Annotated in this window: 26 protein-coding genes; 11 read left to right on the forward strand and 15 right to left on the reverse strand. The window is 62.4% G+C overall.

Annotation, left to right across the window (positions count from 1 at the left end; genetic code table 11):
• The first annotated feature begins 351 nt into the window (after positions 1-351).
• Positions 352-1,116, forward strand: coding sequence for a transglutaminase-like cysteine peptidase (locus ABR948_RS03710; RefSeq protein WP_428114086.1), 765 nt, complete (start codon positions 352-354; stop codon positions 1,114-1,116).
• 96 nt (positions 1,117-1,212) lie between these two features.
• Here ABR948_RS03710 and ABR948_RS03715 read toward each other — a convergent pair whose 3' ends face one another.
• Entirely contained in the window at positions 1,213-1,488 is a 276-nt protein-coding gene (locus ABR948_RS03715) for a hypothetical protein (protein WP_428114087.1), read from the reverse strand.
• 221 nt (positions 1,489-1,709) lie between these two features.
• Between ABR948_RS03715 and ABR948_RS03720 the strand changes: the two genes are divergently transcribed.
• The 6 genes from ABR948_RS03720 to ABR948_RS03745 all read left to right on the forward strand — a co-directional run bounded on the left by ABR948_RS03720 (position 1,710) and on the right by ABR948_RS03745 (position 8,580).
• The gene (locus ABR948_RS03720) at positions 1,710-2,825 is read left to right on the forward strand and encodes a lysozyme inhibitor LprI family protein (RefSeq protein WP_428114088.1); all 1,116 of its coding nucleotides are present in this window, start codon (positions 1,710-1,712) and stop codon (positions 2,823-2,825) included.
• A gap of 322 nt (positions 2,826-3,147) precedes the next feature.
• Positions 3,148-4,812, forward strand: coding sequence for a methanol/ethanol family PQQ-dependent dehydrogenase (locus ABR948_RS03725; RefSeq protein WP_428114089.1), 1,665 nt, complete (start codon positions 3,148-3,150; stop codon positions 4,810-4,812).
• Between the two features lie 82 nt (positions 4,813-4,894).
• On the forward strand, positions 4,895-5,182 hold the full coding sequence (locus tag ABR948_RS03730) for a c-type cytochrome (RefSeq protein ID WP_428114127.1): 288 nt from the start codon (positions 4,895-4,897) through the stop codon (positions 5,180-5,182).
• A gap of 92 nt (positions 5,183-5,274) precedes the next feature.
• Positions 5,275-6,159, forward strand: a complete 885-nt coding sequence (locus ABR948_RS03735; RefSeq protein WP_428114128.1) for a substrate-binding periplasmic protein — start codon at positions 5,275-5,277, stop codon at positions 6,157-6,159.
• Between the two features lie 148 nt (positions 6,160-6,307).
• Positions 6,308-7,060, forward strand: coding sequence for an ABC transporter ATP-binding protein (locus ABR948_RS03740; protein WP_428114090.1), 753 nt, complete (start codon positions 6,308-6,310; stop codon positions 7,058-7,060).
• A complete protein-coding gene (locus tag ABR948_RS03745; RefSeq protein WP_428114091.1) occupies positions 7,057-8,580 on the forward strand; it encodes a permease in 1,524 nt (507 codons plus the stop codon). Before ABR948_RS03740 ends, ABR948_RS03745 begins: the two co-directional genes overlap by 4 nt.
• A gap of 86 nt (positions 8,581-8,666) precedes the next feature.
• Here ABR948_RS03745 and ABR948_RS03750 read toward each other — a convergent pair whose 3' ends face one another.
• Positions 8,667-9,707, reverse strand: coding sequence for an alpha/beta fold hydrolase (locus ABR948_RS03750; RefSeq protein WP_428114092.1), 1,041 nt, complete (start codon positions 9,705-9,707; stop codon positions 8,667-8,669).
• Between the two features lie 200 nt (positions 9,708-9,907).
• Between ABR948_RS03750 and ABR948_RS03755 the strand changes: the two genes are divergently transcribed.
• Together ABR948_RS03755 and ABR948_RS03760 are read left to right on the forward strand one after the other, a co-directional pair.
• Entirely contained in the window at positions 9,908-10,726 is an 819-nt protein-coding gene (locus ABR948_RS03755; protein ID WP_428114093.1) for an MBL fold metallo-hydrolase, read from the forward strand.
• A 53-nt stretch (positions 10,727-10,779) separates the two neighbouring features.
• On the forward strand, positions 10,780-11,835 hold the full coding sequence (locus ABR948_RS03760) for an amidohydrolase family protein (protein ID WP_428114094.1): 1,056 nt from the start codon (positions 10,780-10,782) through the stop codon (positions 11,833-11,835).
• Here the strand turns inward: ABR948_RS03760 and ABR948_RS03765 are convergent.
• Together ABR948_RS03765 and ABR948_RS03770 are read right to left on the reverse strand one after the other, a co-directional pair.
• Positions 11,832-12,287, reverse strand: coding sequence for a cupin domain-containing protein (locus ABR948_RS03765; protein ID WP_428114095.1), 456 nt, complete (start codon positions 12,285-12,287; stop codon positions 11,832-11,834). The genes ABR948_RS03760 and ABR948_RS03765 overlap by 4 nt on opposite strands.
• Positions 12,288-12,471: 184 nt before the next feature.
• The gene (locus ABR948_RS03770; RefSeq protein ID WP_428114096.1) at positions 12,472-13,485 is read right to left on the reverse strand and encodes a 1-aminocyclopropane-1-carboxylate deaminase; all 1,014 of its coding nucleotides are present in this window, start codon (positions 13,483-13,485) and stop codon (positions 12,472-12,474) included.
• A gap of 162 nt (positions 13,486-13,647) precedes the next feature.
• Between ABR948_RS03770 and ABR948_RS03775 the strand changes: the two genes are divergently transcribed.
• Complete coding sequence (locus ABR948_RS03775) at positions 13,648-14,112, forward strand: Lrp/AsnC family transcriptional regulator (protein ID WP_428114097.1); 465 nt, start codon at positions 13,648-13,650, stop codon at positions 14,110-14,112.
• An 80-nt stretch (positions 14,113-14,192) separates the two neighbouring features.
• Here ABR948_RS03775 and ABR948_RS03780 read toward each other — a convergent pair whose 3' ends face one another.
• The 9 genes from ABR948_RS03780 to ABR948_RS03820 form a co-directional block, all read right to left on the reverse strand.
• Positions 14,193-15,449, reverse strand: coding sequence for an aminopeptidase (locus ABR948_RS03780; protein ID WP_428114098.1), 1,257 nt, complete (start codon positions 15,447-15,449; stop codon positions 14,193-14,195).
• Positions 15,450-15,693: 244 nt separating this feature from the next.
• The gene (locus tag ABR948_RS03785; RefSeq protein ID WP_428114099.1) at positions 15,694-16,299 is read right to left on the reverse strand and encodes a VOC family protein; all 606 of its coding nucleotides are present in this window, start codon (positions 16,297-16,299) and stop codon (positions 15,694-15,696) included.
• A 57-nt stretch (positions 16,300-16,356) separates the two neighbouring features.
• The gene (locus ABR948_RS03790) at positions 16,357-17,076 is read right to left on the reverse strand and encodes an SDR family oxidoreductase (RefSeq protein ID WP_423867402.1); all 720 of its coding nucleotides are present in this window, start codon (positions 17,074-17,076) and stop codon (positions 16,357-16,359) included.
• On the reverse strand, positions 17,073-17,933 hold the full coding sequence (locus ABR948_RS03795; protein ID WP_428114100.1) for an ATP-binding cassette domain-containing protein: 861 nt from the start codon (positions 17,931-17,933) through the stop codon (positions 17,073-17,075). The genes ABR948_RS03790 and ABR948_RS03795 overlap by 4 nt, the downstream gene beginning before the upstream one ends.
• A complete protein-coding gene (locus tag ABR948_RS03800; protein ID WP_428114101.1) occupies positions 17,930-18,817 on the reverse strand; it encodes an ABC transporter ATP-binding protein in 888 nt (295 codons plus the stop codon). Before ABR948_RS03800 ends, ABR948_RS03795 begins: the two co-directional genes overlap by 4 nt.
• Positions 18,814-19,701 carry an ABC transporter permease gene (locus tag ABR948_RS03805; protein ID WP_428114102.1) on the reverse strand — a complete coding sequence of 296 codons (888 nt, stop codon included), beginning with the start codon at positions 19,699-19,701 and terminating at the stop codon, positions 18,814-18,816. The genes ABR948_RS03800 and ABR948_RS03805 overlap by 4 nt, the downstream gene beginning before the upstream one ends.
• A complete protein-coding gene (locus ABR948_RS03810) occupies positions 19,694-20,701 on the reverse strand; it encodes an ABC transporter permease (RefSeq protein ID WP_428114103.1) in 1,008 nt (335 codons plus the stop codon). The genes ABR948_RS03805 and ABR948_RS03810 overlap by 8 nt, the downstream gene beginning before the upstream one ends.
• A 24-nt stretch (positions 20,702-20,725) precedes the next feature.
• The gene (locus ABR948_RS03815) at positions 20,726-22,270 is read right to left on the reverse strand and encodes an ABC transporter substrate-binding protein (RefSeq protein ID WP_428114104.1); all 1,545 of its coding nucleotides are present in this window, start codon (positions 22,268-22,270) and stop codon (positions 20,726-20,728) included.
• A gap of 60 nt (positions 22,271-22,330) precedes the next feature.
• Complete coding sequence (locus ABR948_RS03820) at positions 22,331-23,572, reverse strand: dienelactone hydrolase family protein (RefSeq protein ID WP_428114105.1); 1,242 nt, start codon at positions 23,570-23,572, stop codon at positions 22,331-22,333.
• A gap of 181 nt (positions 23,573-23,753) precedes the next feature.
• Here ABR948_RS03820 and ABR948_RS03825 point away from each other — a divergent pair, with 181 nt between their 5' ends.
• Positions 23,754-24,356: a helix-turn-helix domain-containing protein gene (locus ABR948_RS03825; RefSeq protein ID WP_428114106.1), complete on the forward strand. Its 603-nt coding sequence runs from the start codon at positions 23,754-23,756 to the stop codon at positions 24,354-24,356.
• A 93-nt stretch (positions 24,357-24,449) separates the two neighbouring features.
• On the opposite strand, the gene ABR948_RS03830 is transcribed toward ABR948_RS03825, so the two are convergent.
• Entirely contained in the window at positions 24,450-25,883 is a 1,434-nt protein-coding gene (locus ABR948_RS03830) for an MFS transporter (protein ID WP_428114107.1), read from the reverse strand.
• A gap of 91 nt (positions 25,884-25,974) precedes the next feature.
• Positions 25,975-26,814 carry an alpha/beta fold hydrolase gene (locus ABR948_RS03835; RefSeq protein WP_428114108.1) on the reverse strand — a complete coding sequence of 280 codons (840 nt, stop codon included), beginning with the start codon at positions 26,812-26,814 and terminating at the stop codon, positions 25,975-25,977.
• Positions 26,815-26,816: the final 2 nt, after the last annotated feature.

Here is a 26,816-nt window from a genome sequence, read left to right on the forward strand (position 1 = left end):
TGGTTTATCTTCATCCCACTCGTCCTGGCAGGATACTGCGCCAATTTCCGAGCTAAGACTGTGATCTAGATGACAAAAAATACAATTCTAGACGAATTAGCCATATCCGGCGGAAATTGCTGTCCGATACAACCCTGCCACGAGCTTGGCAGCGATTTCGTCCGTTGGAACGCAATATCGATAAAATTGTCGGCAAATCCGCGAGGCGGATTTCAGCCTGTTTGGCAGTTTCCCGCCGACCCTGGCCGACTTTAAGCAGAATAAAAGCCCGCCCGCGCATCATCGCCCGCGAAACGATCCGGTCACGAGCAGGCTCATGCCGCGCCGAAAGTCCGGACAAAGGGGCGTCAGATGGGAATTTTCGGTCATTCGCGCGCGTGGCGTGTCGTCGCACTGGTATGGGGCATGATCTGGTTCGGTCCGGCGGCCGATCTCTCCGCCGGCACACTGACTTCGCCCGGCGCCATGGATCTGATCCGGAAGTCCGCCGAGCCGTTCGGGCTGTTCGTTTCCAAAGTGTCGGCGGGAGATCTGCGAGAAAAATGGCTGGGCGTCGAGCGCAAGCTCGACGACGAAAGGGTACAACTGGCGCTTTGCGACGGCGACCGTGAGCGCTGCGTATCGCCGGCTGCCCTGCAACTCCTTGCCATCGTGGACAATGCAAGAGCCCGCGACGGACGCGCCCGCCTCGGCGAGATCAACCGCGCGATCAATCTGGCGATCAGGCCGATGAGCGATCTGGCTCAATATGGCCAGGTCGACGTGTGGAGTTCGCCGCTCGTCACCTTCGCCACCGGCGCCGGGGACTGCGAGGACTATGCGATCGCGAAATTCGTCGCGCTGCGCCTGGCCGGGGTATCCCCCGACGATCTGCGGATCGTCGTGATGCGAGACACCATCCATGGCGAGGACCACGCCGTCGCCGTGGCGCGGCTGGACGACCGCTGGCTCACGCTGGACAATCGCCGCATGGCGATGGTCGAGGACACCGACGTCAGGAACATCCGGCCGTTGTTTGTCATCGATCAAAACGACGTCATGAAGTATGTCGATAGAACCCCGGCGATGGTGCAGAACGATACCACCCAGCCCGGCCTGATCTCACCGTCCAACTAGCCCTCCGGCCCGGCGGCCGCAGGGGCAGCCCCTAAAGCGCATCGGCTCTGTACCAAGCTATTATCAAGGCACGATCGCGGCAATCCAGGCCTGCGATCACTTGTCCAGGCATTCGCTGACGAATGCCGCCCGATCCCTGCGCAAGACCTTGGCCGCATCGGCCTTCCTCGAGCATTCGAACAGCTTGATTTGCTCGGCGCGGCGCTGTTCGGCGACGGCACGGTATTCAGGCGCGACAGCGTTCGGATCGACAAGTTTTTCGGCAAAGCCGGCGCCGGACCCAAGGACGAAAATCATGACCAGGCCGAGGGGCAAGGCCGGCCTGACCGGCCATCTGCGGTCAAATACGGCGGTTCCGGAAATTCTCTTCATTGGTACACATCTAGTCCGCTAATGACGGATAGTCCGCCATAACGGACACCCGGGGTTCGATCGCTGCAATATCGCCATGGTATCACACCTGCGGCCGGCATCAAATATCGGCCGGCAAGCCGCGGTAACCTGAAAGCGCGGCAATAATTTCATTTCGCCGCGACGTTTGAGAAGCTAGCATGACGGACGATATTCTGTTTTTTTCTTGAGCGGAGATTGGGATGCGGGCAATTGTGCTGGCTGTCGTTGCCATCCTGCTTGGGCTGGCACACCCCGCGCGGGCGGAAAACCCGGCGGATTCCGACCGATCGATCGGCGATATCCTGCCACTGTTTGGCAAGAATCATTGCGAAGAAGTGAAAGTCCCCGCGGATCAGTTGTTTTGTGGCGACCCCGAGCTCAACGGCATAGCCGCCAGACTGAGCAGCGCGATCCAGGAACGGCTTAACAGGATTCCGAACCGCCGCATCGCGATTGCGGAAAATGCCGAATGGGTCAGAGATCGCAATTCAAGCTGCGGCATCTTCGGGCGGCAAAACGTTTCCAGCCGGGATATCAGACCGGTCAGGGATTGCCTGTTGAAGGAAACCGAGGAGAGAATCGCAATCTTGACCGATCCGAACTTCGATTGCCTTGCCACCAATACCACCGCTGGAACGCTGATATGCGCCGATCCCGCCTTGGCCATCGCAAAGACCGAACTCAATGAACATGTTTTGGGACTGATCGCCAGGTTGAGGGAGAACGAAGCGCGAGACGCGTTCGCCGAATTCGATCGATGGAGCAGGGAACGCGATCGGAAGTGCGATCTGGCCGACAAGGATAACGTCCCGCTGCAGGAGCTGTCGTCATCCGAGGGCTGTCTGGCGGATTATTTCACCCGCAAATCAGCCGAGGTCGTTGCCGCCAAGGGAGACCCCAAGCGGGTTTTTGGACGACATCCGCTTTCGCCCTCGCCGGATGCCGACGCCGTCGACTTGTGTGTCGCGCAAATCCATTCGGCCAATGCCTGCGAAGATTTCCTGACCGTGAGCCGCGTCTTTCAGATCAGCCGTGAGGTGACCGAGCAGAACGCCACCGTGACCGCCGCGGTCGAAATGGTCGTGCTCTCGCCATTTGCGGTCTGCAGTCCGATCGCTTCGAGCTGCACGGGCACCTGCTGGGATATCAGAGCGGGCAAGCCGAAGCCGATGCCCGGAAGCCGGGACAGTTTCTCGGTGGCGCACCGCGTCAGGATCGAAAAATCGTTCGCGTTCCAGAAAACAGATGACGGCTGGCGCTGTAATTCGCCGGCGCTGCAGCCGGTAGAAGTCGGGGTCGCGACCAGCGGCCCGTAGAGGCGGGAAGCGCGGGGCCCGACTGCGCCGGCATGCGGCACGTTCCCGGGCTTGAACTGCTCTGGCATACCAGCGATCCGTTCGCGGCTTCGCAATCCGAGCACCAAATCGTCTTCCCTGATGTTGCACCGCGTCAGACGGGCGTTGTATTTCGCTTGGCGGAAAAACAGCACAGCTTTTGTTTTCGTGTCGTTTGACGATGGCGTCGGGACACACGCACGCCCCCTTTTGTTTACGTATTGACGCTTTCGGTTTTCGGGAAGATTGTCGGTGCCACGCAGCGTCAGAAAAAATGGACGCGCATACATTGGGAGGGACCCGCATGATACGCATCGCGCTTGCCGCAGGCCTTGCTATGCTCGCTCCGTTCGGGGCGAATGCTCAGACGACCGATCAACTAGTCAAGGGTGCGACCGACACATCGAACGTGCTCAATTATGGCATGGGCTATAACCTGCAGCGGTTCAGTCCGCTCACCCAGATCAACAAGGACACCGCCAAAAACCTGGTACCGGTTTGGAACTACAGCCTTGCCGATGATCGGAGCGAGGAATCGCAGCCTCTCGTCTACAAGGGCGTCATTTATGTCACCACCCACGCCGCAACGATGGCGGTCGACGTCAAGACCGGCAAACAGATTTGGAAAACCAAGGTCGAGTATCCCGCTGAAACACCCCGGATCGTGTGCTGCGGCATCATCAATCGCGGTGCCGCGATCTATGACGGCAAGCTGTTCCGGACCACGCTCGACGCCAATGTGATCGCGCTCGATGCCGTGACAGGCAAGGAGCTCTGGCGTCAGAAGGCGGCCGACATCAAAGAGGGCTATTCGATGACGGTGGCGCCACTCGTCGCCGACGGGATCGTCTTGACCGGCATCTCCGGGGCCGAGTTCGGCACCCGCGGTTTCATCGACGGATGGGATCCGGCGACCGGCAAGCATCTGTGGCGGACCAATACGATACCCAGTCCGGATGAGCCCGGTGGCGACACCTGGAAGGGCGACACCTGGAAGCTGGGTGGCGGATCGACATGGATCACCGGCTCGTATGATGCCGAACTGAATACGGTCTATTGGGGTATTGGCAACCCCGGGCCGTTCAACTCGGCGGTGCGCCCCGGCGACAATCTCTACACCTGTTCCGTGCTCGCGCTCGAACCGAAAACCGGCAAGATCAAGTGGCACTATCAGTTCTCGCCGAACAATCCGTTCGACTATGACTCGGTCGCCGAGATGGTGCTCGCCGACCTCAATGTCGGCGGCAAGCCGACCAAGGTGCTGATGGATGCCAACCGCAACGGCTTCTTCTATGTCCTCGACCGGACCGACGGGAAACTGCTCGCGGCCAATCCTTACGTGAAGGTCAACTGGGCTTCCGGCATCGACATGAAGACCGGCCGCCCGATCGAGACGGACGTCGTCAAGGACGCCCGCGACGGCAAGAAGGTCACCGTCTATCCGTCGATCCTCGGCGGCAAGAACTGGGAGCCGATGTCGTTCAATCCGCAGACCGGGCTTGCCTATGCCAATACGCTTGCCTTCGGCGGCCACTACAAGAGCGAGCCGGCAACCTACAAGGCCGGCGAATGGTATGTCGGCATGGATCTCACCGACGTGTGGGATTGGGGTGACGGACCGCGTGGCCACCTCAAGGCGATCGATCCCTTGAGCGGAAAGACCAAGTGGGAAGTGCCGAGCGACATCCCGCGCTTCTCGGGCGTGCTGTCGACGGCCGGTGGCGTCGTGTTCTCCGGCCAGTTGACCGGCGAGTTTGAAGCCTTCGACGCCAACGACGGCAAGAAGCTGTGGAGCTTCCAGACCGGCTCGGGCATCGAGGGACAGCCGGTGACCTGGCAGCAGGACGGTGTCCAGTATGTCGCTGTCACCAGCGGCTATGGCGGCGTCTACTCGATCTTCTCCGGCGATGAGCGGCTCGCCAAAGTGCCGGCCGGCGGCTCACTGTGGGTGTTTGCGGTAAAGAACTGATCGCGGATCGCACGTGACGCAGAGAGTACACTTGTGGACGGCGGCGTTTTACGCCGCCGTCGTGACGGCCGCTATCGCTGACATGACGATACCGGCCGCCGCACAGCAACCAACCAGCGGCGACGATCAGGCACCCGTCGCCCTGGGCCCAAAAACCTACGCGCAGAATTGCTCGCATTGCCACGGACCCAACATGGTCAATGCCGGCACCATCACGCCCGACCTGCGCAAGTTTCCCGACGACAAAGAGCGCTTCTTCACCACGGTGAAACTGGGCAAGAACGGCAAGATGCCGCCCTGGGGCGACGTCCTCAGCGACGATCAGATCGCCGGTCTGTGGGCCTATATATCGAGCCGGAGAGATCGATGAGTATCTGGCAGACGAGGAGGCGCTGGCAGATAAGGCCTCGGCAAATAAGGCCCTGGCAAGCGGCATCTGGCGCGGCCGCCCTGCTGGTGGCGATGGCCGCGATGACGGCAGCCCGCGCCGACGAAGTTCTGAAAATCTGCCTCGACGAGGAGCTGCCCCCGCTCTCGGTGCATCATCGGGGCAAGCCTGACAGCGGATTCGACGTCGCGCTGGCCCAGGCTATCGCGGGACGGCTCGGTCGACCGCTCAAGATTCAATGGTTCGAAAGCAAGCTCGACGAGGATTCGAGTCCGGCCCTCGAAGCCAATGCCCTGCTCTCGGACGGCCGCTGCTCGCTCGTCGGCGGTTACGCGCTGACGAAGGATTCGCTGGTTGTTCCGGGCGTCAAGACCGCGAAGCCGCCCGATTTCGAGGGCGCCACGCGCGATGATCGCAGGCGCCGCGTGCCGCTCGGCGTGCTCGTGCCGAGCCAGGCCTATATCTATTCGCCCTTGACGATCGCGCTTGGTCCCAAAGCGCGCGACCGCCGCATCACCGGTGTCGGCGACCTCGCCGGACTTCGCATCGGGATCGAAAGCGGAACCCTGGCCGACGCGATTCTGATGAGGTTCGACAACGGGCGGCTGATCGACGACATCACGCATCTGGTTCCCGGCCGGGACGATCTGCTCGGCACGCTCGATCGCGGCGATCTCGACGCAACGCTGCTCGACCTGCGCCGGCTCGACGCCTACCGCGCCACCCATCCGGACACCAAGCTCGCGGGCTCCGGATACTTTTATCCGATCGGCGCCAATCGCGGTTATGTCGGCCTCGCCAGCGACCCGGGCCTCCTGGTCGCGGTCAACCAGGCGCTGACCGACTTGCAGGCTGCCGGAACCATCGCTCAGCTCGGTCAGGCGGCCGGCCTCACCTATCTGCCGCCCCGCGAGCCGATGATTCTTGGCGACGTGTGGCAGCAGATACTCCAGAAGTGATCAGCAGCCCTGCGCATCGGTGCGGCCAGCTCTGACATTGCCTGACAATTTGTGCGCATTGGCGGGATTTGCAGTCCTCGATTCACCACGCCGAAATAACTTGGGTCCATGGTTCGCGGCGGCTGTAAACCTGGATTGTCCCGACGTCATGAATTCAGATCAATCCGCCCTGCAGGTGCGAGGGTTAACAAAACGTTTTGACCGCCTTGCGGTCGACGCGCTCGATCTCACCATCCGCACCGGTGAATTCTATGCCCTGCTCGGGCCAAACGGCGCCGGCAAGACCACGACCTTGCGCATGGTGGCCGGCCTGTTGCGACCCGACGCCGGTACGGTCTCGGTGCTCGGCATCGATGCGCTCAACGATCCCGTCGCCGCCAAGCAGATTACAGCGTGGGTGTCGGACGAGCCGATGATCTACGACAAGCTGACCCCGCTGGAATATCTCGAATTCGTCGCCGGCCTCTGGGGCATCGACCCCACGGTCTCCGAGCCATCGGCGCGCGATCTGCTGGCGTCACTCGGTCTGGAACCGCATCTGCATGAACGCTGCGAGGGGTTTTCCAAAGGCATGCGCCAGAAAGTCGCGCTCGCGGGCGCTCTGGTACATGACCCCCGGCTGATTATCCTGGACGAACCTCTCACCGGCCTCGACGCGGTGTCCGCACGTCACGTCAAGGGATTGCTTGGAGAACGGGTGCGCGGCGGCTGCACCGTGATCATGACCACGCATATTCTGGAAGTGGCCGAACGCATGGCCGACCGTATTGGTGTCATCGCCTCGGGACGGCTTGTCGCCGAAGGCACGCTCGCCGAACTGCGCCAGCAGAACGGCAAAAACGACACCAGCCTCGAAGACATGTTTATCGCGCTGGTCGACACCGAGGCCGCCGCGGCATGACGACGTCAGCGCTGACCTGGTTTGCCCGGCATGAAATCCGACTGGCATGGCGCGAATGGCTCGCGATGATGACGGCTGGCCGGCGCGGCCGAGATCGCATCGCCATCATTGGCTTGATTGTCCTTGCCGCGTTCCTGCATCTGCCGGCCTATGCGGTGATCGGCCGCTTTGCCGGTCTTCAGGCGCCGCTCGACAAATCCAGCCTCATCGTCATCACCGCGACCATCTTCCTGGCGTGGGCCCTGATGTTGTCGCAGGCGATCGAATCCGTGACGCGGGTGTTCTACGCCCGCGCCGATCTCGACCTGATCATGTCGTCGCCGGTCACGCTGGCCAACGTGTTTTCGGTGCGCATCGCCGCGATCGCATTGTCGGTCACCGCGATGGCGCTGTTGTTGTCGACACCGTTCGTCGACGTTCTCGTGATCGGCGGTGGCATCAGATGGTTCGCGATCTATGGCGTCGTCATCGCCATCGGCCTGAGCGCCGCGGCGGTCGCGATCGCGGTGACCATCCTGCTGTTTCGGTCGATCGGCCCGAGCCGGACCCGGCTGGTCGCGCAAATTCTGGCCGCCATCATCGGCGCCGGTTTCGTGATCGCGCTGCAGATCGCCGCCATCCTGTCTTATGGCACGCTGTCGCGGTTCACGATTCTGACATCGGACAAGGCCGCGGCTTTTGCGCCTGATGCAGGTAGCATCGTCTGGTGGCCGGCGCGCGCCGCGCTTGGCGATAGCGAGGCGTTGCTGCTTTTGCTGGCCGGCGGCCTCGTGCTGCTCGGCGTCGTGATGGCGATCTTCTCGGCCCGGTTTGCGGATACCGCCATCAGCGCTTCGGCGAACGCAATTCCGGCCCATCAAGGCTCGCGCACAAAAGCCTTCCGTGCCGGCTCGCGGCAGCAGGCGCTGCGACGAAAGGAATTCGTGCTGCTGCGGCGCGATCCCTGGCTGGTATCGCAGAGCCTGATGCAGTTGCTCTATCTGGTGCCGCCGGCGCTGATGCTGTGGCGAAGCTTTGCCGACAGTTCAGCCGCCATCGTGCTGATCACGCCCGTTATCGTGATGGCCGCGGGCCAACTCGCCGGCGGCCTCGCGTGGCTGACCATCTCCGGCGAAGACGCCGCCGATCTGGTGGCAACCGCGCCGCTGCCATCCTCGCGCGTGATTCGCGCCAAGATCGAGGTGGTATTGATCGCGATCGCCGTCCTGTTCGCGCCGCTGGTGATCGCGCTGATGTTTGCCTCGCCAATGCAGGCGGCAATCACCGCCGTCGGAATCATCACCGCGGCGGCGACGGCGACCGCGATTCAACTCTGGTTTCGCGTGCAGGCCCGGCGCAGCCAGTTTCGCCGCCGCCAGACGTCGTCACGGCTGGCGACATTCGCGGAAGCCTTTTCGTCAATCGGATGGGCCGCGACCGCGGCACTGGCGCTGGCAATTCCTCTCGCCGCGCTCGTCAGTGGCCTGCTGACCGCAGCCATTGTCGCCGCGACCTGGACCATCAGCCCGCGGCGGGGGTGAACAGCATATCGATGGTTTCCTGACGCTCCATTGGCTGAATACACCTTCGCGATTCCATTCTACGCGTTACGCTTCGCTATTCCGCCCTACGCCTTAATCAACTCCAGCACCGCCGCCGCGAACGCCTCCGGCTCTTCCTGGGGAAGATTATGGCCCGCATGCGGGATGACGTGGTGGGTGCGGCGGCTGGTGAACTTCGAGGCACTTGCGGTACCGTCGGTCGCGGGGACAACGCCGTCCGCGTCACCGTCCAGCGTGATGGCGGGCACGGCAATGGCAGGCAGCGCCGCCAGCCGGCGTTGCAGATCGGCATATTGCGGATCGCCGTCGGCCAGGCCGAAGCGATGGCGATAGCTGTGGATCACGACATCGACATAGTCCGGATTATCGTGCGCCACCGCCGTCCGCTCGAAGGTCGCATCGTCGAAATGCCAGTTCGGCGACCACTGCTTCCATAATATTTTCGCGATCTCGTGCCGGTTGGCAGCAAGACCGGCCCGCCCGCGCTCCAGTTGAAAATAATATTGGTACCAGAGCGGGACTTCATGCTCCGGCTTCACCGGGACCATCGCCTTGGCGATATTCTGAATAAGATAGCTATTGACCGACACCAGACCGATACAGCGATCCGGCCACAACGCCGCTGCCACGCAGGTGGCGCGGCCGCCCCAGTCATAGCCGGCGAACACCGCGCGTTTAATCGAAAGCGCATCCATCAGCGCGATCAGGTCCGCGCCCATCGCGGCCTGCTCGCCCGAGCGCGGCGTCGCCTTGTCGAGAAAGCGGGTCGGACCATAGCCGCGCAAATAGGGAACGATGGTACGGCACCCCCCGGCCGCCAGCCGGGGGACGACATCGACATAGGAATGAATGTCGAACGGGAAGCCGTGCAGGAGCATCACCACCGGGCCGTCCGCCGGCCCTTCCTCGTAATAGGCGATATTGAGAACGCCGGCATCGATGTGACGAAGTGGTTCCAGCCGGCGCGACGAGGGGGCACGCGCGGGCATGACGGATTGCCCGGCCTCGGCAAAGGCCGTTCGCGTCGGTGTGAACTCCATGGCAGCAACTCCCGATATGGCGGTTCCGAGAATGAGGCGACGCTGGCGGTCGATCGGTTCAGGCATCAATTCTCCGGGATTTATCACCTGCCTTGCATGGCGCCGGACAGCGAGACGAAGATCACGAAAGCGATCCATGGCCATTATAGCGCCGGGCGTCAGTCATTTCACGCCCGCTCAACGCGGCTATGCATCATCGCCGCCATGACGGACACCCAATTCGGCAGTACAGTGCCGTTCTCGGCATCTTGGGAAGCAGGCCTGCCATGTTGCGATTCCTGACGGTTGTCTTCGCCTTGCTCGGCCCGCTGGCCGCACCGGCGGCCGCCCAGGATGTTCCCCGTTCCAGCGAATGCCTGGCGATGTCGCAGGCACAGCCCCGCGCCACGCCAGTCAGTCTTCGGCTGGCCGCCGCCAGGGCGGACGAGGTCGCCATCACCTATGCCGGGCATTCGACCTATTATATCGATACGCCCGGCGGCGTGCGGATCGCGACGGACTACAACGGCTACTACAAGGTGGGCCGGCTGCCCGATGTGGTGACCATGAACCGCGCACACAGCACGCACTACACGCTGTTTCCGGATCAGCGCATTCAACATGTGCTGCACGGCTGGAACGATGACGGAACGCCTGCGCAAATCTCGGAGCGCATCGGCGATGTGTTGATCCGCAATGTGACCACCGACATCCGCAGATATTTCGGCGACGATTCCAACGGCGAGATGATCAAGGACGGCAACTCGATCTTCATTTTCGAGGTCGCCGGCCTGTGCATCGGTCATCTCGGGCACTTGCATCACCAGCTCGACGAGAGCCACTTCGCCGCCATCGGCCGGCTCGACATCGTGATGGTGCCGATCGACGGCACCTATACGATGTCGCTCGACGGCATCTCGGATATCACGCGGCGGCTGCGCGCCTCCGTGGTGCTGCCGATGCATCGCTTCATGACCCCGCTCGACGAATTCATGCGCCGGATCGGCCAGCAATTCGCGATCGACGAGCGGACCGAGCGCACCCTGATGATTTCGCGGGATACGCTGCCGGGCACGCCGACGGTGATCATTCTGCAGGGAATTTGAAGCCCCTTCCAAACTCGGTCTCCACGCAAAGCAAGAACAGGGAAGGACGATCCATGGTTGCCAGCAGTGCCGCCACCCCAAAGAGCGGCCTCTACGCCGATCCGCGCCCGGACTGGCTTGCTTTGCACCAGGAGGAAATCATCGATCCCAGCCGTCCGATCGTCGATCCCCATCATCATCTGTGGGATCGCGGCGGGCAACGTTACCTGATCGAGGAAATCACCGCGGACATCGCCTCCGGCCATAACGTGGTCGCGACCGTCTATGTCGAGGCCCGCTCGATGTATCGCGCCGGCGGACCCGAAGCGTTCCGCCCCGTGGGAGAGATTGAATTTGCCAATGGCGTGGCGGCGATGAGCGCGAGCGGCGGATACGGTCCCGCTGCGGTCTGCGCCGGCATCGTCGGCCACGCCAATCTGTTGCTGGGTGAAGGCGCCCGCGCCGTGCTCGAAGCGGAAATTGTCGCCGGCCAGGGCCGTCTGCGTGGTATCCGGCATTCTTCCGCATGGGACGCGGATGCCGATGTCGCCGGCATGTATGCGACGCGACCGAAGGGCCTGCTGCTCGATTCCGCATTCCGCAGGGGGTTTGCCTGCCTCGCACCGCTCGGCCTCAGCTTCGATGCCTGGCTGTTTCACCCGCAGATCGGCGAGCTGACCGATCTTGCCCATGCCTTTCCCGACACCCAAATCGTGCTCGATCATTGCGGCGGTCCGGTCGGCATCGGCCGTTATGCGAACCGGCGCGAGGAGATCTTTCCGGCATGGAAGGCGTCGATCCGGGAAATAGCTGATTGCCCCAATGTGGTCGTGAAGCTCGGCGGGCTGGCCATGCGCGTGCTCGGCCATGATTTTCACGAACGCCCGATGCCGCCCTCGTCGGAGGAGCTCGCTGCGGCGTGGCGCCCTTATATCGAGACCTGCATCGAAGCCTTTGGCCCTGGGCGCGGCATGTTCGAAAGCAACTTTCCGCCGGATAAAGGCCAGTGCAGCTATCAGGTGATCTTCAACGCCTTCAAACGTATCGCCGCGCCCTGCAGCGAGACCGAGAAGGCCGCATTGTTTTCGAAGACAGCGACGGATTTTTACCGGCTGAAGCCTGGTGTCTAGCCGGACCCCACCAGGCTCGCGGTCTGGCGCTTCTCGGACGGCAGCATGATCCGCTTGAGCTTTTTGAACACCCGCAGCGCGAAGCCGAGCAACATCGGCTGGGTGGTACGACAGAACGCAAGTTTGCGGACGTGACCCTCGACATGCCATCTGGCATGCGCGCCGTCCTTGAAGAAGATGACATCGCCCGCGCTGTAGCGGGTTGGGTTCATCGTATCGTTTTCAAGGACGATCGAGCCCTCAAGAATCAGGATCGTCTCGTCGAAATCATAATACCAGTCGAACTTGCCTTCGCTGCACTGCCAGACCATGGTCGACGCCAGCCCATCCGCGCTTTTTGACAGCACGCAGCATTGCGCTTCCGGATTGCCTTCGATGATCCAGGACGGATCGATCGGTCTCGGTGTCAGGTTCACGACGAGATTGGTGGTTTCAATCAGCGCGCGGGACATCAGGGACCTCAACGAATATTCAAAAAAGGCTTAAGAACCAGAAGCATGTAGCTTGGCGAAGCTCGACGCCAAGCTAATAATAATCTTTTAAGCATTCCTTACGGCGATCGCTTCAAAATGCGTCAACGGATCGGCGAAAAGCCAATCAAGTTGCGGCTTTACCAGTCGGGATCGCCCGCGCCGCTCAACCGTTGCGGAACGTATAGGCGTAGCCGTTGATGGCGGGTGCGCCGCCAAGATGCGCGTAGAGAACCTTCGACCCTTCCGGGAAATGGCCCTTCTTCACGAGGTCGATCATGCCTTGCATGGACTTACCTTCGTAGACGGGGTCGGTAATCATGCCTTCGAGGCGCGCGCACAGGCGGATGGCCTCCTTGGTCTCCTGCGAAGGAACGCCATAGGCCGGGTAGGCATAATCCTCCACCAGAACGACGTCCTCTTCGACAATCTCCCTGCCGAGATCGACGAGACCAGCGGTGTTCCTCGCGATCGCAAGCACCTGCGCCTTGGTCTGCGCCGGCGTGAAAGATGCGTCGATGCCGATCACCTTGCGTTCGCGGCCATCCCTGGCGAAACCGACCAGCATGCCGGCGTGGGTCGAGCCGGTGACAGTGCAAACGACGATGTAGTCGAAGGCAAAACCGAGCTCCTTTTCCTGCGCTCGCACCTCCTCGGCGAAGCCGACATAGCCGAGGCCGCCATATTTGTGGACCGAGGCGCCTGCCGGGATCGCGTAGGGCTTGCCGCCCTTGGCCTTCACGTCCTCGATGGCCGCTTCCCAACTCTCGCGGATGCCGATGTCGAATCCTTCGTCGACCATTTCGACATCAGCGCCCATGATCCGGCTCAGCAGGATGTTGCCGACGCGATCGTAGACAGCATCTTCATGCGGCACCCAGCTTTCCTGAACCAGCCGGCATTTCATCCCGATTTTCGCCGCGACGGCGGCGACCATGCGGGTGTGGTTCGACTGCACGCCTCCGATCGAGACCAGCGTATCGGCATTGGATGCGATGGCGTCGGGAATGATATATTCGAGCTTGCGCAGCTTATTGCCGCCAAAAGCCAGTCCCGAATTGCAGTCCTCGCGTTTCGCGTAGAGTTCGACCTTGCCGCCGAGATGCGCGCCAAGGCGCTCCAGTTTCTCGATATGCGTGGGCCCGAAGGTGAGTGGATAGCGTTCGAATTTTTCCAGCATGCGAAGTGCCCTTCCGTCGGCCGCTCAGATGCACGGAAACCTAGCATTGTCAGTGAGGAAGGTGCTCTCGAAGTCGGTCGCAAGGTTGCGCCACATGAATAGCTTTTGTACGAATTGTGTAGTAATATTCGGTATTATTGTAAAAATATGGAAGATTCTTCCATGCCCCGGCAAATCGATCGGATCGATCTAAAAATGCTGCGCCTGCTTCAGGGCAACGGGCGGCTCACCAACGCCGAACTGGCGCAACTGGTCGACGTCAGTCCCGCGACGTGTCACCGCCGGACCCAGGCGCTGTTCAAGGATGGCTACATCAGCCGCGTACGCGCGATGATCGTGCCACAGAAGGTCGACAGGGGCGCACTGGTGATGGTCGGCGTTGTTCTCGATCGCTCGACGCCGGAGAGTTTCGCGGCGTTCGAAAAAGCCGTCGCCAAATTAAAATTCATACTCGATTGCCACCTGGTCGCCGGCGACTTCGATTATTTCCTGAAGATCCGGGTCGAAGACATGGCGGATTTCAACCGGATTCACGGCGAACAGTTGATCGCGCTGCCCGGCGTTCGGCAGACGCGAACGTTCTTTGTCATGAAGGAGGTCGTCGATAACGCTCCGCTCGACTTCTGATCGGCGAACAGCTCGTCACTTAAGACCGCAGAAGTCCGCGCCTGATCGATCTTCAACCTCGCGAACGTGCGAGAAATCTGTCAGGCCCACTCGCCCTTGCGGAAGACCGGCACCCGCCGGCCATCGGCGTAAAGGCCGTCGATGTCGAGCTGGTCCGAACCGATCATCCAATCGATGTGGATCAGGCTCTTGTTGCCGCCCTGCGCGGCGATCTGCTCGGGCGAGAGACTGGTGCCGTCGACGAAGCACTTGGAATAGCATTGGCCGAGCGCGATATGACAAGCGGCGTTTTCGTCGAACAGCGTGTTGAAGAACAACAGCCCGCTTTTCGAGATCGGCGAGGAATGCGGCACCAGTGCCACTTCGCCGAGCCGGCGCGCGCCCTCATCGGTATCAAGCACCTTGTTTAGGACTTCCTCGCCACGGGTGGCCTTGGCCTCGACGATGCGCCCCTCTTCGAAACGCACCGCGATGTTATCGATCAGCGAACCCTGATAGGACAGCGGCTTCGAACTGATGACATGGCCGCTGACCCGCCGGGCATGCGGCGTGGTGAAAACCTCCTCGGTCGGGATATTGGCGTTGCAGGTGATCCCGTTTTTGGCCGTGGAGCCACCGCCTTGCCATTCGTGGCCATGGGCAAGCCCGATCGTCAGGTCGGTCCCGGGTCCGGAATAATGCAGGGCGTCGAATCGCAATCCGTTCAGCCATTCGGTCCGGTTGCGCAGCACGGCATTGTGCTTCTGCCAGGCCGTGATCGGATCATCATTATCCACCCGCGAGGCCGCGAAGATCGCGTCCGCCAGCTTTGCGACAGCGACATCCTCTTCGTCGTCGGGAAAGACCAGTCTGGCCCATGACGCCGACGGATAGGCGATGATGTTCCAGTTGATATCGAAGTTGACGATTCGCTCCAGCGCCGGCTTGTAGGCAATGGAATTGGCCTTGCTGGCGCGCGCGACCCTGGACGGATCCTCGCCGGACAGCAGCATCGGGTTGTCGGCGACAATGGCGAGCCTCGCGGTATTGCCAGCGAAGGCTTTCGACATCCCCTCATAGAGCCAGCTGGCAGCGCGGTCGAAACCATCGTCGCGTCCGAACCGATAGCGCGACAGCGTGACCGCCTCATCGGACAGGATGGGGGTCACGAGGCCGGCACCGGCCTTATAGGCATGCTCGGCGATCCTGCGCACCAAGGGCAGCGCCACGGTCGGCGCCGTCACCAGCAGATCCTGTCCGGGCTCGAGCCGCAGCCCGACCTTGATCGCGACTTCGGCGAGACGGTCGAGTTTGACGGGATCGATCGGCTCTGTAGTGTTGCGTTCGGATGCGGTCATGAAGGTTCGGCCTGTCGTTTGGTGGACTATGATTGTACTGGCATATTAACGCGTCGCGCCCGAAGTTTAACATCGCAACGCACAACAGAATCCGCAAAACACAGGAAATTTATCGTCGAGTGCGTGGGCTCGCGACCCACTGGCTATTCCGCCGCGCGCGATGGGATGCCGCTATCTGATCTACGAGCCGGGCCGGCGGACGGTTTCACGTGGTTTGGCACCGCCCGCCGGCTGGTGTCGCGGCCTATTTCGCGGGTTCCGTCGTCGACCACAGCACCGATTTGGCATCCTTCTCGTAAGCCATGCCCTTGGGATAGCTGATCAGCTCCATCTGCAGGCCCCACGGGGTGAAGAAATACAGGATCGACTGCCCGGCCGCGGGCCCTTCCTTGATCGGGATCGGTCCCTGCATCGTCTTGACATTCTTGGCCTTCAGGTATTCTGCCGCCTTGTCGATGTCGTCGACATAGAGCGCAATATGGTGCCCGCCAATGTCGCTGTTCTTCGGCAACGTCTTGGCCTGGTCAGGCGACTGGTACTGAAACAGCTCGATGTTGGAACCATAGCCGCAGCGGACCATGCTGATCTCGTCGATGACGGCGCGCGGATTGACGTTGACGACATCCTGCATGAACGTCCCCTTGTCATCCGAGAACGGCCCGAACGACATCGCGTGCGAACACCCGATCACATCGGTGAAGAAGGCGGTGGCGGCCTTGATGTCCGGCACGGTGATGCCGGTGTGGTCGTGACCACGCAGGCCCGGAATCGAATCCGCCGACGCCAGCTGCGGCGATGCGCCGATGACGAGGGTGGCAAGTGCGGCAACCAAAACTCTCGATGTCTTCATGATTTTCCTCATTGTTTTGCGTTGGATGGATTACGAATGCTGCGCTCGATTGTGGGCCTAGCCCGGCGACGCCAATTGACGTTCAACCGCCTTCGGATCGTGCGCGAGACCCTGAGCGATGCCGCGCGCCATTTCGCCGACATAGATGTCTTCCTCGCCGGCCTCGAAGCCATCGAGGATCTCGGTTGCGGCATCGGCCGTCGTCATTTTCGGAATCGGCAGCCCGGCCGTCATCCGCGTATCGACCGCGCCGGGCAGCGCCGCGGCGACGTGAACTCCCTGCGGCGCCAGCTCACCACGCAATCCCTGCGTCAGGCTGAGCGCCGCCGCCTTGGAGGCGCAATAGGATCCCATGAATGGCAGGTTCACGCGCGCCAGTATCGTCAGGATGTTGAGCACGGCGCCGTGATTGGCGATCAGCGCGGGTGCGAAGGCCCGCGTTACGCGAAGCGGCCCGATATAATTGGCCTCGATTTCCCGGCTCGCAATCGTCAGATCCGGAGCGGTCATGAAGCTGGTATTGTGATTGATGCCGGCATTGTTGATCAATAGCGTGACGTCGGCCGCCATCGCTGCCGCCTTCTTGACGTCGTCGTCGCTGCTGACATCCATCTTGATCGGAACCAGATGGTCGGACGCGACCAGTCCGGAAATATCCCGCGCCGCGGCGTAGATCTTGGCGGCGCCTCGTGCCGCGAGCCCGGCGATCAGCGCCTGCGCAATCGCGCCGCTGGCCCCAGTAATGAGAACGACAGAACCCTTGATGGTCTTGGTCATGCGGCTGATCCTTGCTGGTGGGAGGGTACAATCGGGCTGGTATCGTTCAACCAGCCCGGCTCGACGTCAGGTAGGGGAATCGCTGAGAGCAACTGGCGCGTATAGGGATGCTGCGGCGAGTTGAAAATCCGGGCGACCGGTCCGTATTCGACCACCTCGCCATGCTGCAGGATCGCGACATCGTCGCACAGCACCCGGACGACCGACAGATCGTGGCTGATGAACACCATGGTGAGACCGAGCCTGGCGCGCAGTTCCCTGAGCAGCAGCAGGATATGCGCCTGCGTCGACACGTCGAGGCCGGACACGATCTCGTCGGCGACGATGAAGTCCGGCTCCAGCGCCAGAGCCCGGGCGATCCCGGCGCGCTGGCGCTGGCCTCCCGACAATTCGTGCGGATAGCGGTCGACAAAGCCTTTTGGTAATCCGACAAGATCGAGCAAGGCCGCCGCGCGATCGCGCTGGTCCTGCCGTCCCTTCAAACGTCCATACACCTGCAGCGGCCGCGTCAATGTCACACCCAGCCGCAATCGCGGATTGAGCGACGACTGCGGATCCTGGAAAATCATCTGGATCCGCGCGCGCAACGGCCGCAGCTCGGCCTCGCTGAGGCGGCCGATTTCGATGCCGTCGAACTGGATGCCGCCGGAAGTCGGCTGCAGCAGCCGCACCAATAACCGGCCCAGCGTGGTCTTGCCCGAACCGGACTCGCCGACAAGGCCGAGCACGGAGCCGCGCGGTACCGCGAGATCGACCCGCTTCACCACCTCCCGCATCACCGGCCGCCTGAACAACGACGACGAACGCTCCGGATAGGCGAAGCTCAAATGACCGGTTCGCAGCAGGATCTCGCTCATGCCGGCCCCGCGACGGCGAGGCGGTCCAGCCGGTGCGCTTCCGACCACAGGCTTTCGATCAGGGCCGGCGGCACCGGGCGCAGTGCTTCGGCCGGCCGGTCGGCGCGCGGCGTCGCCGCCAGCAGCGCGCGCGTGTAGGGATGACGCGGCTTCGCCAGCACATCGGCGGTCTCGCCTTCTTCAAGCACACGCCCGGCATGCAGCACGGTCATGGTCCGGCAGATCTTGGCGACCACGCCGAGGTCGTGGGTCACGAACAGGATCGCGGCGCCGTGACGTTGTCGAAGCCGTTCGACCAGCTGCAGCACCTGGCGTTGCACGGTGACATCCAAGGCGGTGGTCGGCTCGTCCGCGATCACCAGGCTGGGATCACAGGCAAACGCCATCGCGATCAAGACGCGCTGCCGCATGCCGCCGGAGATTTCGTGCGGATATAATTCCAGAACGCGCCGCGGTTCGCGAATCGCGACCTCCGTCAGAAGTTCGGTCGCGCGCTCCATCGCGTCGCGCTTCGACAGCGCGAGGTGATGCCGCAGCACGATCGAAATCTGCGCCCCGACGCGCCTGACCGGATTGAGCGATGTCATCGGATCCTGCGGGATCAATGCGATGCGGCGGCCGAGCAGACTTCGCCGCTCCGGCTCCGGCATCGCCAGGAGATCGCGTCCCTCGAATTGAATGGTGCCGCCACCAATGACGGCATTCGCAGGCAGCAAGCCCAGCACGGCGCGACCTAGCATCGACTTGCCGGCGCCGGATTCGCCGACCAGTCCCCTGACCTCGCCGGCTTGCACTTCAAGGCTGGCGCCGCGCAGCACATTGGCGGCGCTGCCGCGCGGTCCGATCGCGACATGCAGATCGTGGACGGCGAGGACGGCGGTCATCGGCGCTGCACCGGGTCGAGCGCGGCGCGCAGGCCGTCACCGAGAAGATTGAATCCGATCACGCTGAGAATGACGCAGCCGATCGGAAGCGCCATGATCCATGGCGCCTGATAGACGATCTGCCGTCCCTCGACGATCATCCCGCCCCAGGTCGCGACGTCGCCGGCAACCGAGATGCCGACAAAGGACAGGATCACCTCGACAAGGATCGCAATACCCATCTCGACCGCGAACAGCGTAACGATCAGGGGCACCAGATTGGGCAGGATTTCAAGCCGCAGGATCTGGCCGCGGCTCAATCCGAGGGCACGCGCGGCCGAGGCGTAGTCACGCTGCAACTGCACCATGGTCTCGGCGCGCACCACCCGCGCGAACCGCGTCCAGTCGACGACGACAATGGCGGCGATCACGGAGGTCAGCCCGGCGCCGATCACCGCCGCCAGCACGATCGACAGCAGCACCGGCGGAAACGCCATCCAGACATCGATCAGGCGCGAGACGAACTGGTCGATCCAGCCACCGAACATGCCGGCGATGAGGCCGAACGCGATCCCGATGATCGCCGCCAGCGAGGCCGCGATCAGCGCCACCGCCACCGCGGTCCTCGCCGCATACATCAGGCGTGACAGCACGCAGCGGCCGAGGCTGTCGGTACCGAGCGGGAACGTCGCCTCGCCGCCCTGCATCCAGGCCGGCGGCAATTGCGCCGACAGCAAATCCTGTTCGATCGGATCGTGCGGCGCCAGCAGCGGCGCCAATAGCGCGACCAGAAAAAACAGACCTACCAGCGCGCTGCCGATCCAGAGCCGCTGCCCGCCGCGCATAAACCCTGCCAGCCACCGCGAGCGACGTTCAATCGGACCGCTGACGGCGAGATCAACCATGACGCAACCTCGGATCCAGCAGCGTCACCAGCACATCGATCGCGAGATTGAGGGCGATGAAGAGCACCGCGAAGGTCAGGATCAGCCCCTGGATCAATGGAAAATCACGGTTGATCACCGCGTCGATCGCCATGTTGCCGATCCCCTCATAGGAGAAGATGCGCTCCACCAGCACGGTACCGCCGAGCAGCAATGTGATCTGAACGCCGCCGAGCGCGACCGTCGGAATCAGGGCATTGGGAAACACCTCGCGCAGCAGGATGGCCGGCCGCGAAAAGCCGCGGGCCCGGGCGATCTGCGCGTAGTCCTGATCTTCGGCTTCCGACAGCGACGTTTTCAGGATGCGCGCCACCAGCGCTGCGAACGGCAGCGCCAGCGCCACCGCGGGAAGAATCATGTGCTGCAGCAGGGCTGCGGCTACATCGAGCCGGCCGGTCAGCAGGCTTTCGATCAGGTAGAAATTGGTTTGGAAGGTGACATCGAGTTGCGGATCGATGCGGCCCGTGATCGGCAACAGCGGGATCAGCACGCCGAACAGCAGCAGCAGGATCAGCGCCCACAGGAAGTCGGGAATTGCGAGAAAGACGCCGATGCCGCCATCGATAGCCCATTCGGCGCGACGGCCGCGCACATAGACTCCGGTCAGCGCCACCATCGTACCCAGCGCGACGGCGATCAGCGTCGCCAGGGCCGACAGTTCGAGCGTGGCCGGCAACCTTGCCAGCACCAGTTCGAATACATTCTGGTGCAGGCTGATCGAGCGGCCGAAATTTCCGGATAGCGCCTGGCCGAACCAGGTGATGAATTGCTGCGGGATCGATTGATCAAGTCCGTAGAACGCCCGCAGCCGCTCGATGTCGGCAGCGGAGGCTCCCGGCGAAATCATCATGGCGATCGGATCGCCGGGAACCACGCGCAGCAGGACGAACACGATGACGCACACGCCAAACAGCGTGGGCGGGATGAGGACGAGTCGCCTGATGATCTCGCCCCATCTCATAGGCGTCTCGCCCTGCCTTGTGCCTTAAGCAGGCGTGATCAGTTGCGGAAGGATCATGCCGTTGGCCTGGGCCACGACCTTCAGTCCCTTCTTGTGGATGATCGGCTGCACATACTGGAACAGCGGGATCACCTCGCCTTCGTCGGCGATGTATTTGTCGACAGCCTTCCAGCCGGCGATCCGCTTGGCTTCGTCCTTTTCGCCCCACAAGGGACCGATCCGCTCGACCAGATCCTTGCCTTTCCAGGCGCAATGCGGCGATGGGCCAAACATCGCAAACCCGGTCGAGGTCGAGGGATCGCCGATCGCATTGCCCCAATTGTAGAACGCGGCCGGCGCCAGCTTGTGGCCCGCGCGCAGTTCGAAATGCTTCGCGATCTCATAGACCTCGATAGTGGCCTCGATGCCGACCTTGCGCCACATCCCGACGATCGCCTGGATCATCTCGTAATCCTTCGGCTTGAAGCCGCGCGTGGTCTGGATGGTGAACTTGACCGGCTTGTCCGGCGAGAAGCCGCTCTTGGCGAGCAGGCTTTTCGCCAGATCGGGATCGTAGGACACCTTGATCGAGGGATCGAAGGCGGCGTAGCCGGGCGCTTCCAGGGTCGAGATCGGAACGCCGTAACCCTTCAGAAGCCGGTCGACGATCGCCTTCTTGTCGATCGCGTGATTGGCCGCGAGGCGAACGTTGCGGTCGAGCATCGGGTCGATGTCGGTGATGAAGATCATCGCGATGTCCGACACCGGCTTGGTCTGCCCGGCGAGGCCGGGTTTCGATTTCAGGCGGTCGAATTCCTCATAGGGAATCTCGAACGTCACGTCCGATCCGCCAGATTCGATTTCGGCGACGCGGCTGGTGGAATCGGTGACGAATTTGAAAACCACGGTTTCAAATGCGGGCTTGGGACCCCAATAGCCGGGATGCGCCTTGAGCCGCAGGAACGCATTGCGTTCGAAGGCATCGACCTTGTACGGGCCGGAGCCGATCGGCGCCTTCTCGAAACCTTCGGCGCCGACCTTCTCGTAGTAGGCCTTCGGCAGCACATAGCCGGTGAGGAAGGCCATCCACTTGAACAAGGTCGGTTCGAATTCCAGCACATCGCCGGTGATGGTATTGCCGTCGATCTTGTAGTTGCCGATCTTGGACCAGACGAACTGGATCGGATTGCCGCCCTTGGGATCGGCGGCGCGCGTCAGCGACCAGACCACGTCTTCGGGGGTGACCGGCGAACCGTCGTGCCAGGTCGCGCCCTTGCGCAGCTCCAGCGTGATCTTGGTGCGGTCGGCGTTCCAGCCCCATTTCGTCAGCAAGCCCGGCTTGAACGACAGGTCAGGCGCCTGACCGATATAGGTATCGAACACCGACTGATAGATCGACTGGATCGTCGGATTGACCGCGGACAATCCGACGGTCGGATCGAACGAAGGCAAATTGACATTGTAGGCGATGGTCAGCGTGCCCGGAGTGGCGGCATGCGCCGACCCCGAAAGAAGTCCGGAAGAGAGCGGCAACGCGGCCGCGCCGGCCAGTTGCAGGATGGTACGACGAGAAAGCGTGGAAGAATTCATGACCATGTACTCCACAGAGCGAAACGGCGCCCGGGACGGGCGCCGTTGGTTGAAGGTGACCTATTCAGCGGCCTGCGATGCGCTCTCGGCCCATCGCGCCATCAGCGTGTTCGAGGGCAGCGTCTCGTCGACGAGTTTCTTCGCCGTCGCGATGCCAGCCACGGGGAGCAGCGCCGGATCGAGAAGCCCGATCTGCACCAGCACCGAAGCCTGATCCCAGTAGATGTGTTCGTTGTAGAGCTTGTCGCCGCGGAACCGGACGATGGCGATCAGCGGAACCTCCACATACTTCCCCGTCGGCGGCACGCCGGGCAGCATCCAGTCGATCTCGATATCGTGGGTAAAGCAGAACAGCATCTCGTCGACGATGCGGTCGGCGCCGATGGTGCGCGAGATCGGGACCAGCTTGGTGTCCTGCGGCGTCTTCGGAATGAAATGGTTCTTGTAGAAGCGCAGCAGATCGCGATAGCCGACACCGCCGGTCATGGTCGGAATGTGGTTGACATAGGGTTCGGCGACCATCGTCGTCATGGTCTCTTCCGCCGAACGCACCGCGAATTCCAGCTCGGTATGACGGTCCCACAGCGCGGAGAGATCGTAATGCGGGCCCAGCACCTTGCGGAACAGCGCGATCGAGCGCGAATGCGCCATCAGCGTCGCCGGCTTGTTGAAGCTGACGCGCTCGGGCGCCGCGAAAGCGTGGTCGCAGCCGGGATACAGATACAATTCGATGTCGGCACGCTTGGCGAAGGCGGCCTTGACCTGCTCGCGCGCTTCCGCCGGCGCGTATTTATCGAGTTCGGCGAAATGAAACACCATCGGGCACTTGACCTGTCCGGCCTCGCCGATATCGGCCTCGATGCCGACTCCATAATAGCTGACGGCGCAATCGACATCGGTACGCGCCGCGACCAGATAGGCAAGCTTGCCGCCCAGGCAGAAACCCAGCGCGCCGACCTTGCCGACACATTCCGGACGCGCGCGCAGCACCTTCAATGCATCGGCGGAGTCCTTGATCGACTGATTGGCGTCGAAGCGCTGAAAATAGCCGAACGCCTTGTTGAAATCGGCTTCGGTGTAGCCGAGGTCGACGCCGGGCTCCATCCGCCAGAACAGATCCGGCGCCAGCACCACGTAACCTTCTTCGGCATAATAATCGGCGGTTTCGCGCATCGAGGCATTGACGCCGAAAATCTCCTGCAACAGCAGGATGCCGGGACCGGACCCCGAGGCCGGAACGGCGAGATATCCCTTGAACGAGCCGCCATCGGCGGCCGCGATATCAATCCATTGTCCTGCCATTGTACTGACCCCCGTCCCAGACGCGACCACCGATTGTTTTGGCACCGCCAATTCACATGGGGGCTGCCACTTCATCGTGCTTTCTTAATTGAATTTTTAATGTAAGATTCGCAATTGTAAATAGCATAGATTGAGCAAGGGTTGCCTACGCCTTGAGCGCACGCGACATCAGGAGACTATTTTGAGGACCGTTCTGAAGAGGACTTCCAATACCGCGCTGAAGAAAACCAGCAGCACGGCAAAGCCGAGGGTCCAACCTGCCGTGATTGAACGGCCGGGGACCTGGCATCTCGCGCGCACCGAAACGGAACGGCGCCTATCCGATTTCGAGTTCGGACTGGAGCGACTGGCGCAAGCCTATTATCGCTGGAAGGCGGCGTGTCTTGCCGCCGTCTGCGACGTGCCGCTCACCGGTGACGACGTCGCCGTGCTCAATGTCGTGCGGATGGGCGACGAGCCGAAGCGGCTTTCCGAGATCGCGCAATTGCTCAACCGCGTCGACGTCCCCAATCTGCAATATGCCACGCGCAAGCTGGTTCGCTCGGGCCTGATCGAGACCGAAGGCAGTTCGTCGCGCAAGGAAACCCGCTACCGCGCCACCGCGACCGGGCGCTCCGTCACTGAGGCTTACGCCGCCTTGCGCGCCGCGACGCTGCCGCCGATGCTCGAGGCGCTGGACGGCTGGGCCGCGAAAACCGAGACCACCAGCGTCCATCTCGATTTGATTTCAAGTCTCTACGCCCAGGCCGCACAGGTCGCGATCACCCGGCGGCATCAACCCTGACGGCGGGCCGCGACCCCAAGGGATCGCGGCCATAAAGGATATCGTGGCCTTAAAGGATATTGTCGCTGTAGAGCGCAGGCGAACCGCCTGCCATCAGCGGGAAATGTCCTCGAGGCGAAGGTTGCGCGTCTCGATCATCCGGGTGGCCGCCACCAGTCCCAACACCGCCACGCCGGCGAACATCAGGAATACCGAGTCGACGCCGCCCTTGCCGAGCATGAATCCGACCAGCGTGGGTCCGATCGCCGAGGCAACCCGCAGCCACGAGGTCGCGACACCCGTTCCGATCGCACGCATCCGGGTCGGATAGATCTCGGGCGTGTAGAGATAGACCACAGCGGCGATGGACCCAACCAGCCCATAACTGAGGGTGCTGAAGACGATGACCCAGGAGACATCCTGGGTCCCGCCGAACGCCAACACGCTCAGCAGCACCGCGCCCAGCCCAAAGGCGCCCATCATCCAGTATTTGCGGCCGGTCCGATCGATCACCATCGCGCATAGCAGCACCAACGCCACTTGAGCGACGTTGGTCATCGAGGCGGCCCGCAGCGCCTGGGGCAGGCCGAGATGATAGACAGTGGTGTAGAGCGTAGGCATCCAGTTATTCAGGCTATTGGCGATCAGGTATGCCGCGGCCCACAATACCCAGACGATCAAGGTGCGGCCACGATAGGCGGGAGACAGCAACTCGCTCCAACTGCCGCGCGCCCGCGGCGGAACGGGGACCTGCGCCGGCAGCGTCACAACCGGCGGCGTGGCTGATGGTGCCGCGCCGGTGTTGCTGGCGGCTGCCTCCAACCGCATCACCACGGCCTCGGCCTCAGCGAGACGCCCCTTGCCGATCAGCCAGCGCGGGGATTCCGGCAGCCGCAACAACAGAAAGGCGATGACCAGCCCGGGAATGCCGCCGATCAGGAACATGATCTGCCATCCCCATAGCGGCACCAGCACCGCGCCGACCTGGCCCGTCACCATCAGGCCGATCGGGAAGATCATCTCGTACAGCATGAAAAACCGGCCGCGACCGCGGGCTTTGGACAACTCGCTGATATACACGGCGGCGACCGGCATCTCGCCTCCGACGCCGATGCCCTGGATGAAGCGGCAAACCAGCAGCGCGCTGAAGCTCCAGGCGCCGGCGCAGGCGAGACTCATCACCGCGTAAATGGCGGTCGCTGCCGCGGCGCAGGGAACCCGGCCGTAACGCTCCGCCGCCGAACTGAAAGCGAGGGCTCCGATAACCTGGCCGACATAGCTGGCGCCGATCATAATGCCGATTTCCGGTGCCGTGATGTGCCACAGCGGCACCAGGATCGGCAGCACGAAGGCGATCGACAGCGCATTGAACGCGTCGAAGAACGTAGCACTACCCATCACGATGCGGGCGCGGACGTACCAGCGCGACGTCGGCACCTGCTCCATGCGAACGATCAGGGAAGTGGCGGCATCCTCAGGCGAGATGGGTTGACCTGACGGGGGAACGGCGGGAGCCCCGGACCATGGCTCCGCGTTGGCGACTGACAAAGGTTTCTCCCGTTGTTTTATTTTTCGGTCCGACCCTATCGGTCAATACGCGTCTTATGCAAGCTGGCCTTGTGCATGGCGGGCGGCTGAATCAGACGGCGCGCGCCCGCCGCATCAGCACCAGAATTTCATCCGCGATCACCGCCGGGCATTCCATCGGCGTCAGATGGCGAACGTTACGCAAAACCGACAACGTCGCGTCCGGCATCGCCTGCTGGATCTGCTCCGACATCGCGACCGGCGTGGCATAATCTTCTTCGCCGACGATCACGCGGGTTGGCATCCGCATGGCGGATTGATAGTGCCGCAAATCGGCATCGCCCAGCATCTCGCAGGTGGCCGTGTAGCAATCGATATCGTTGGCCAGAAACACATCCATGTTTGGACGGATCACCTCCGGATGCGCCTCGCGAAACGCATCACTGACCCAGCGTGTCGCCTGAAACGCCGACAGGCCCTGGAAACCCTTGCTGGCCGCCGTCGCGGCGCGTTCGCGCCAGTCCTTCGGCGCGGTCGGTCCGTACCAGGCCGTGGTGTCGATCAGCGCCAGCGCCCGCACCCGGTCGGGATTCATCCCCGCAAAGGCCTGCGCGATGCACCCGCCCATCGAGCAGCCGGCGAGCGTGATCGACGTCCAGTTCACATGGTCGAGCAGACCCGCGAGGTCGGCCGCGAACAGTTCGGGCGTGAACTTCATCTTCACGCGCCCGGATTGGCCGTGGCCGCGGCAATCATAGGTCAGCACATCGGCATGTTCGCTCAGCAGCGGCACCACGCCGTCCCAGATGCTCTGGTCGAGCGCCAGCGAATGGATCAGCGCGATCCGCGGCCGGAGCGGCGATTCCGATTTCGAGTGCCCAGACTTGGCGTGCAAAGTGTAGGCGATCGAAACACCATCCGGTGCGGTGAAGCTTGCCTTGGAGGACGTCACGG

Source organism: Bradyrhizobium sp. (genome assembly GCF_050014615.1).
Classification (GTDB): Bacteria; Pseudomonadota; Alphaproteobacteria; order Rhizobiales; family Xanthobacteraceae; genus Bradyrhizobium.

What these genes read in the sequence shown, in the direction of transcription:
- ABR948_RS03710 (WP_428114086.1), top strand. Translation starts at nt 352, where the DNA reads ATGGGAATTTTCGGTCATTCGCGCGCGTGGCGTGTCGTCGCACTGGTA.
- ABR948_RS03715 (WP_428114087.1), bottom strand. Translation starts at nt 1,488, where the DNA reads ATGAAGAGAATTTCCGGAACCGCCGTATTTGACCGCAGATGGCCGGTC.
- ABR948_RS03720 (WP_428114088.1), top strand. Translation starts at nt 1,710, where the DNA reads ATGCGGGCAATTGTGCTGGCTGTCGTTGCCATCCTGCTTGGGCTGGCA.
- ABR948_RS03725 (WP_428114089.1), top strand. Translation starts at nt 3,148, where the DNA reads ATGATACGCATCGCGCTTGCCGCAGGCCTTGCTATGCTCGCTCCGTTC.
- ABR948_RS03730 (WP_428114127.1), top strand. Translation starts at nt 4,895, where the DNA reads ATGACGATACCGGCCGCCGCACAGCAACCAACCAGCGGCGACGATCAG.
- ABR948_RS03735 (WP_428114128.1), top strand. Translation starts at nt 5,275, where the DNA reads ATGGCCGCGATGACGGCAGCCCGCGCCGACGAAGTTCTGAAAATCTGC.
- ABR948_RS03740 (WP_428114090.1), top strand. Translation starts at nt 6,308, where the DNA reads ATGAATTCAGATCAATCCGCCCTGCAGGTGCGAGGGTTAACAAAACGT.
- ABR948_RS03745 (WP_428114091.1), top strand. Translation starts at nt 7,057, where the DNA reads ATGACGACGTCAGCGCTGACCTGGTTTGCCCGGCATGAAATCCGACTG.
- ABR948_RS03750 (WP_428114092.1), bottom strand. Translation starts at nt 9,707, where the DNA reads ATGCCTGAACCGATCGACCGCCAGCGTCGCCTCATTCTCGGAACCGCC.
- ABR948_RS03755 (WP_428114093.1), top strand. Translation starts at nt 9,908, where the DNA reads ATGTTGCGATTCCTGACGGTTGTCTTCGCCTTGCTCGGCCCGCTGGCC.
- ABR948_RS03760 (WP_428114094.1), top strand. Translation starts at nt 10,780, where the DNA reads ATGGTTGCCAGCAGTGCCGCCACCCCAAAGAGCGGCCTCTACGCCGAT.
- ABR948_RS03765 (WP_428114095.1), bottom strand. Translation starts at nt 12,287, where the DNA reads ATGTCCCGCGCGCTGATTGAAACCACCAATCTCGTCGTGAACCTGACA.
- ABR948_RS03770 (WP_428114096.1), bottom strand. Translation starts at nt 13,485, where the DNA reads ATGCTGGAAAAATTCGAACGCTATCCACTCACCTTCGGGCCCACGCAT.
- ABR948_RS03775 (WP_428114097.1), top strand. Translation starts at nt 13,648, where the DNA reads ATGCCCCGGCAAATCGATCGGATCGATCTAAAAATGCTGCGCCTGCTT.
- ABR948_RS03780 (WP_428114098.1), bottom strand. Translation starts at nt 15,449, where the DNA reads ATGACCGCATCCGAACGCAACACTACAGAGCCGATCGATCCCGTCAAA.
- ABR948_RS03785 (WP_428114099.1), bottom strand. Translation starts at nt 16,299, where the DNA reads ATGAAGACATCGAGAGTTTTGGTTGCCGCACTTGCCACCCTCGTCATC.
- ABR948_RS03790 (WP_423867402.1), bottom strand. Translation starts at nt 17,076, where the DNA reads ATGACCAAGACCATCAAGGGTTCTGTCGTTCTCATTACTGGGGCCAGC.
- ABR948_RS03795 (WP_428114100.1), bottom strand. Translation starts at nt 17,933, where the DNA reads ATGAGCGAGATCCTGCTGCGAACCGGTCATTTGAGCTTCGCCTATCCG.
- ABR948_RS03800 (WP_428114101.1), bottom strand. Translation starts at nt 18,817, where the DNA reads ATGACCGCCGTCCTCGCCGTCCACGATCTGCATGTCGCGATCGGACCG.
- ABR948_RS03805 (WP_428114102.1), bottom strand. Translation starts at nt 19,701, where the DNA reads ATGGTTGATCTCGCCGTCAGCGGTCCGATTGAACGTCGCTCGCGGTGG.
- ABR948_RS03810 (WP_428114103.1), bottom strand. Translation starts at nt 20,701, where the DNA reads ATGAGATGGGGCGAGATCATCAGGCGACTCGTCCTCATCCCGCCCACG.
- ABR948_RS03815 (WP_428114104.1), bottom strand. Translation starts at nt 22,270, where the DNA reads ATGAATTCTTCCACGCTTTCTCGTCGTACCATCCTGCAACTGGCCGGC.
- ABR948_RS03820 (WP_428114105.1), bottom strand. Translation starts at nt 23,572, where the DNA reads ATGGCAGGACAATGGATTGATATCGCGGCCGCCGATGGCGGCTCGTTC.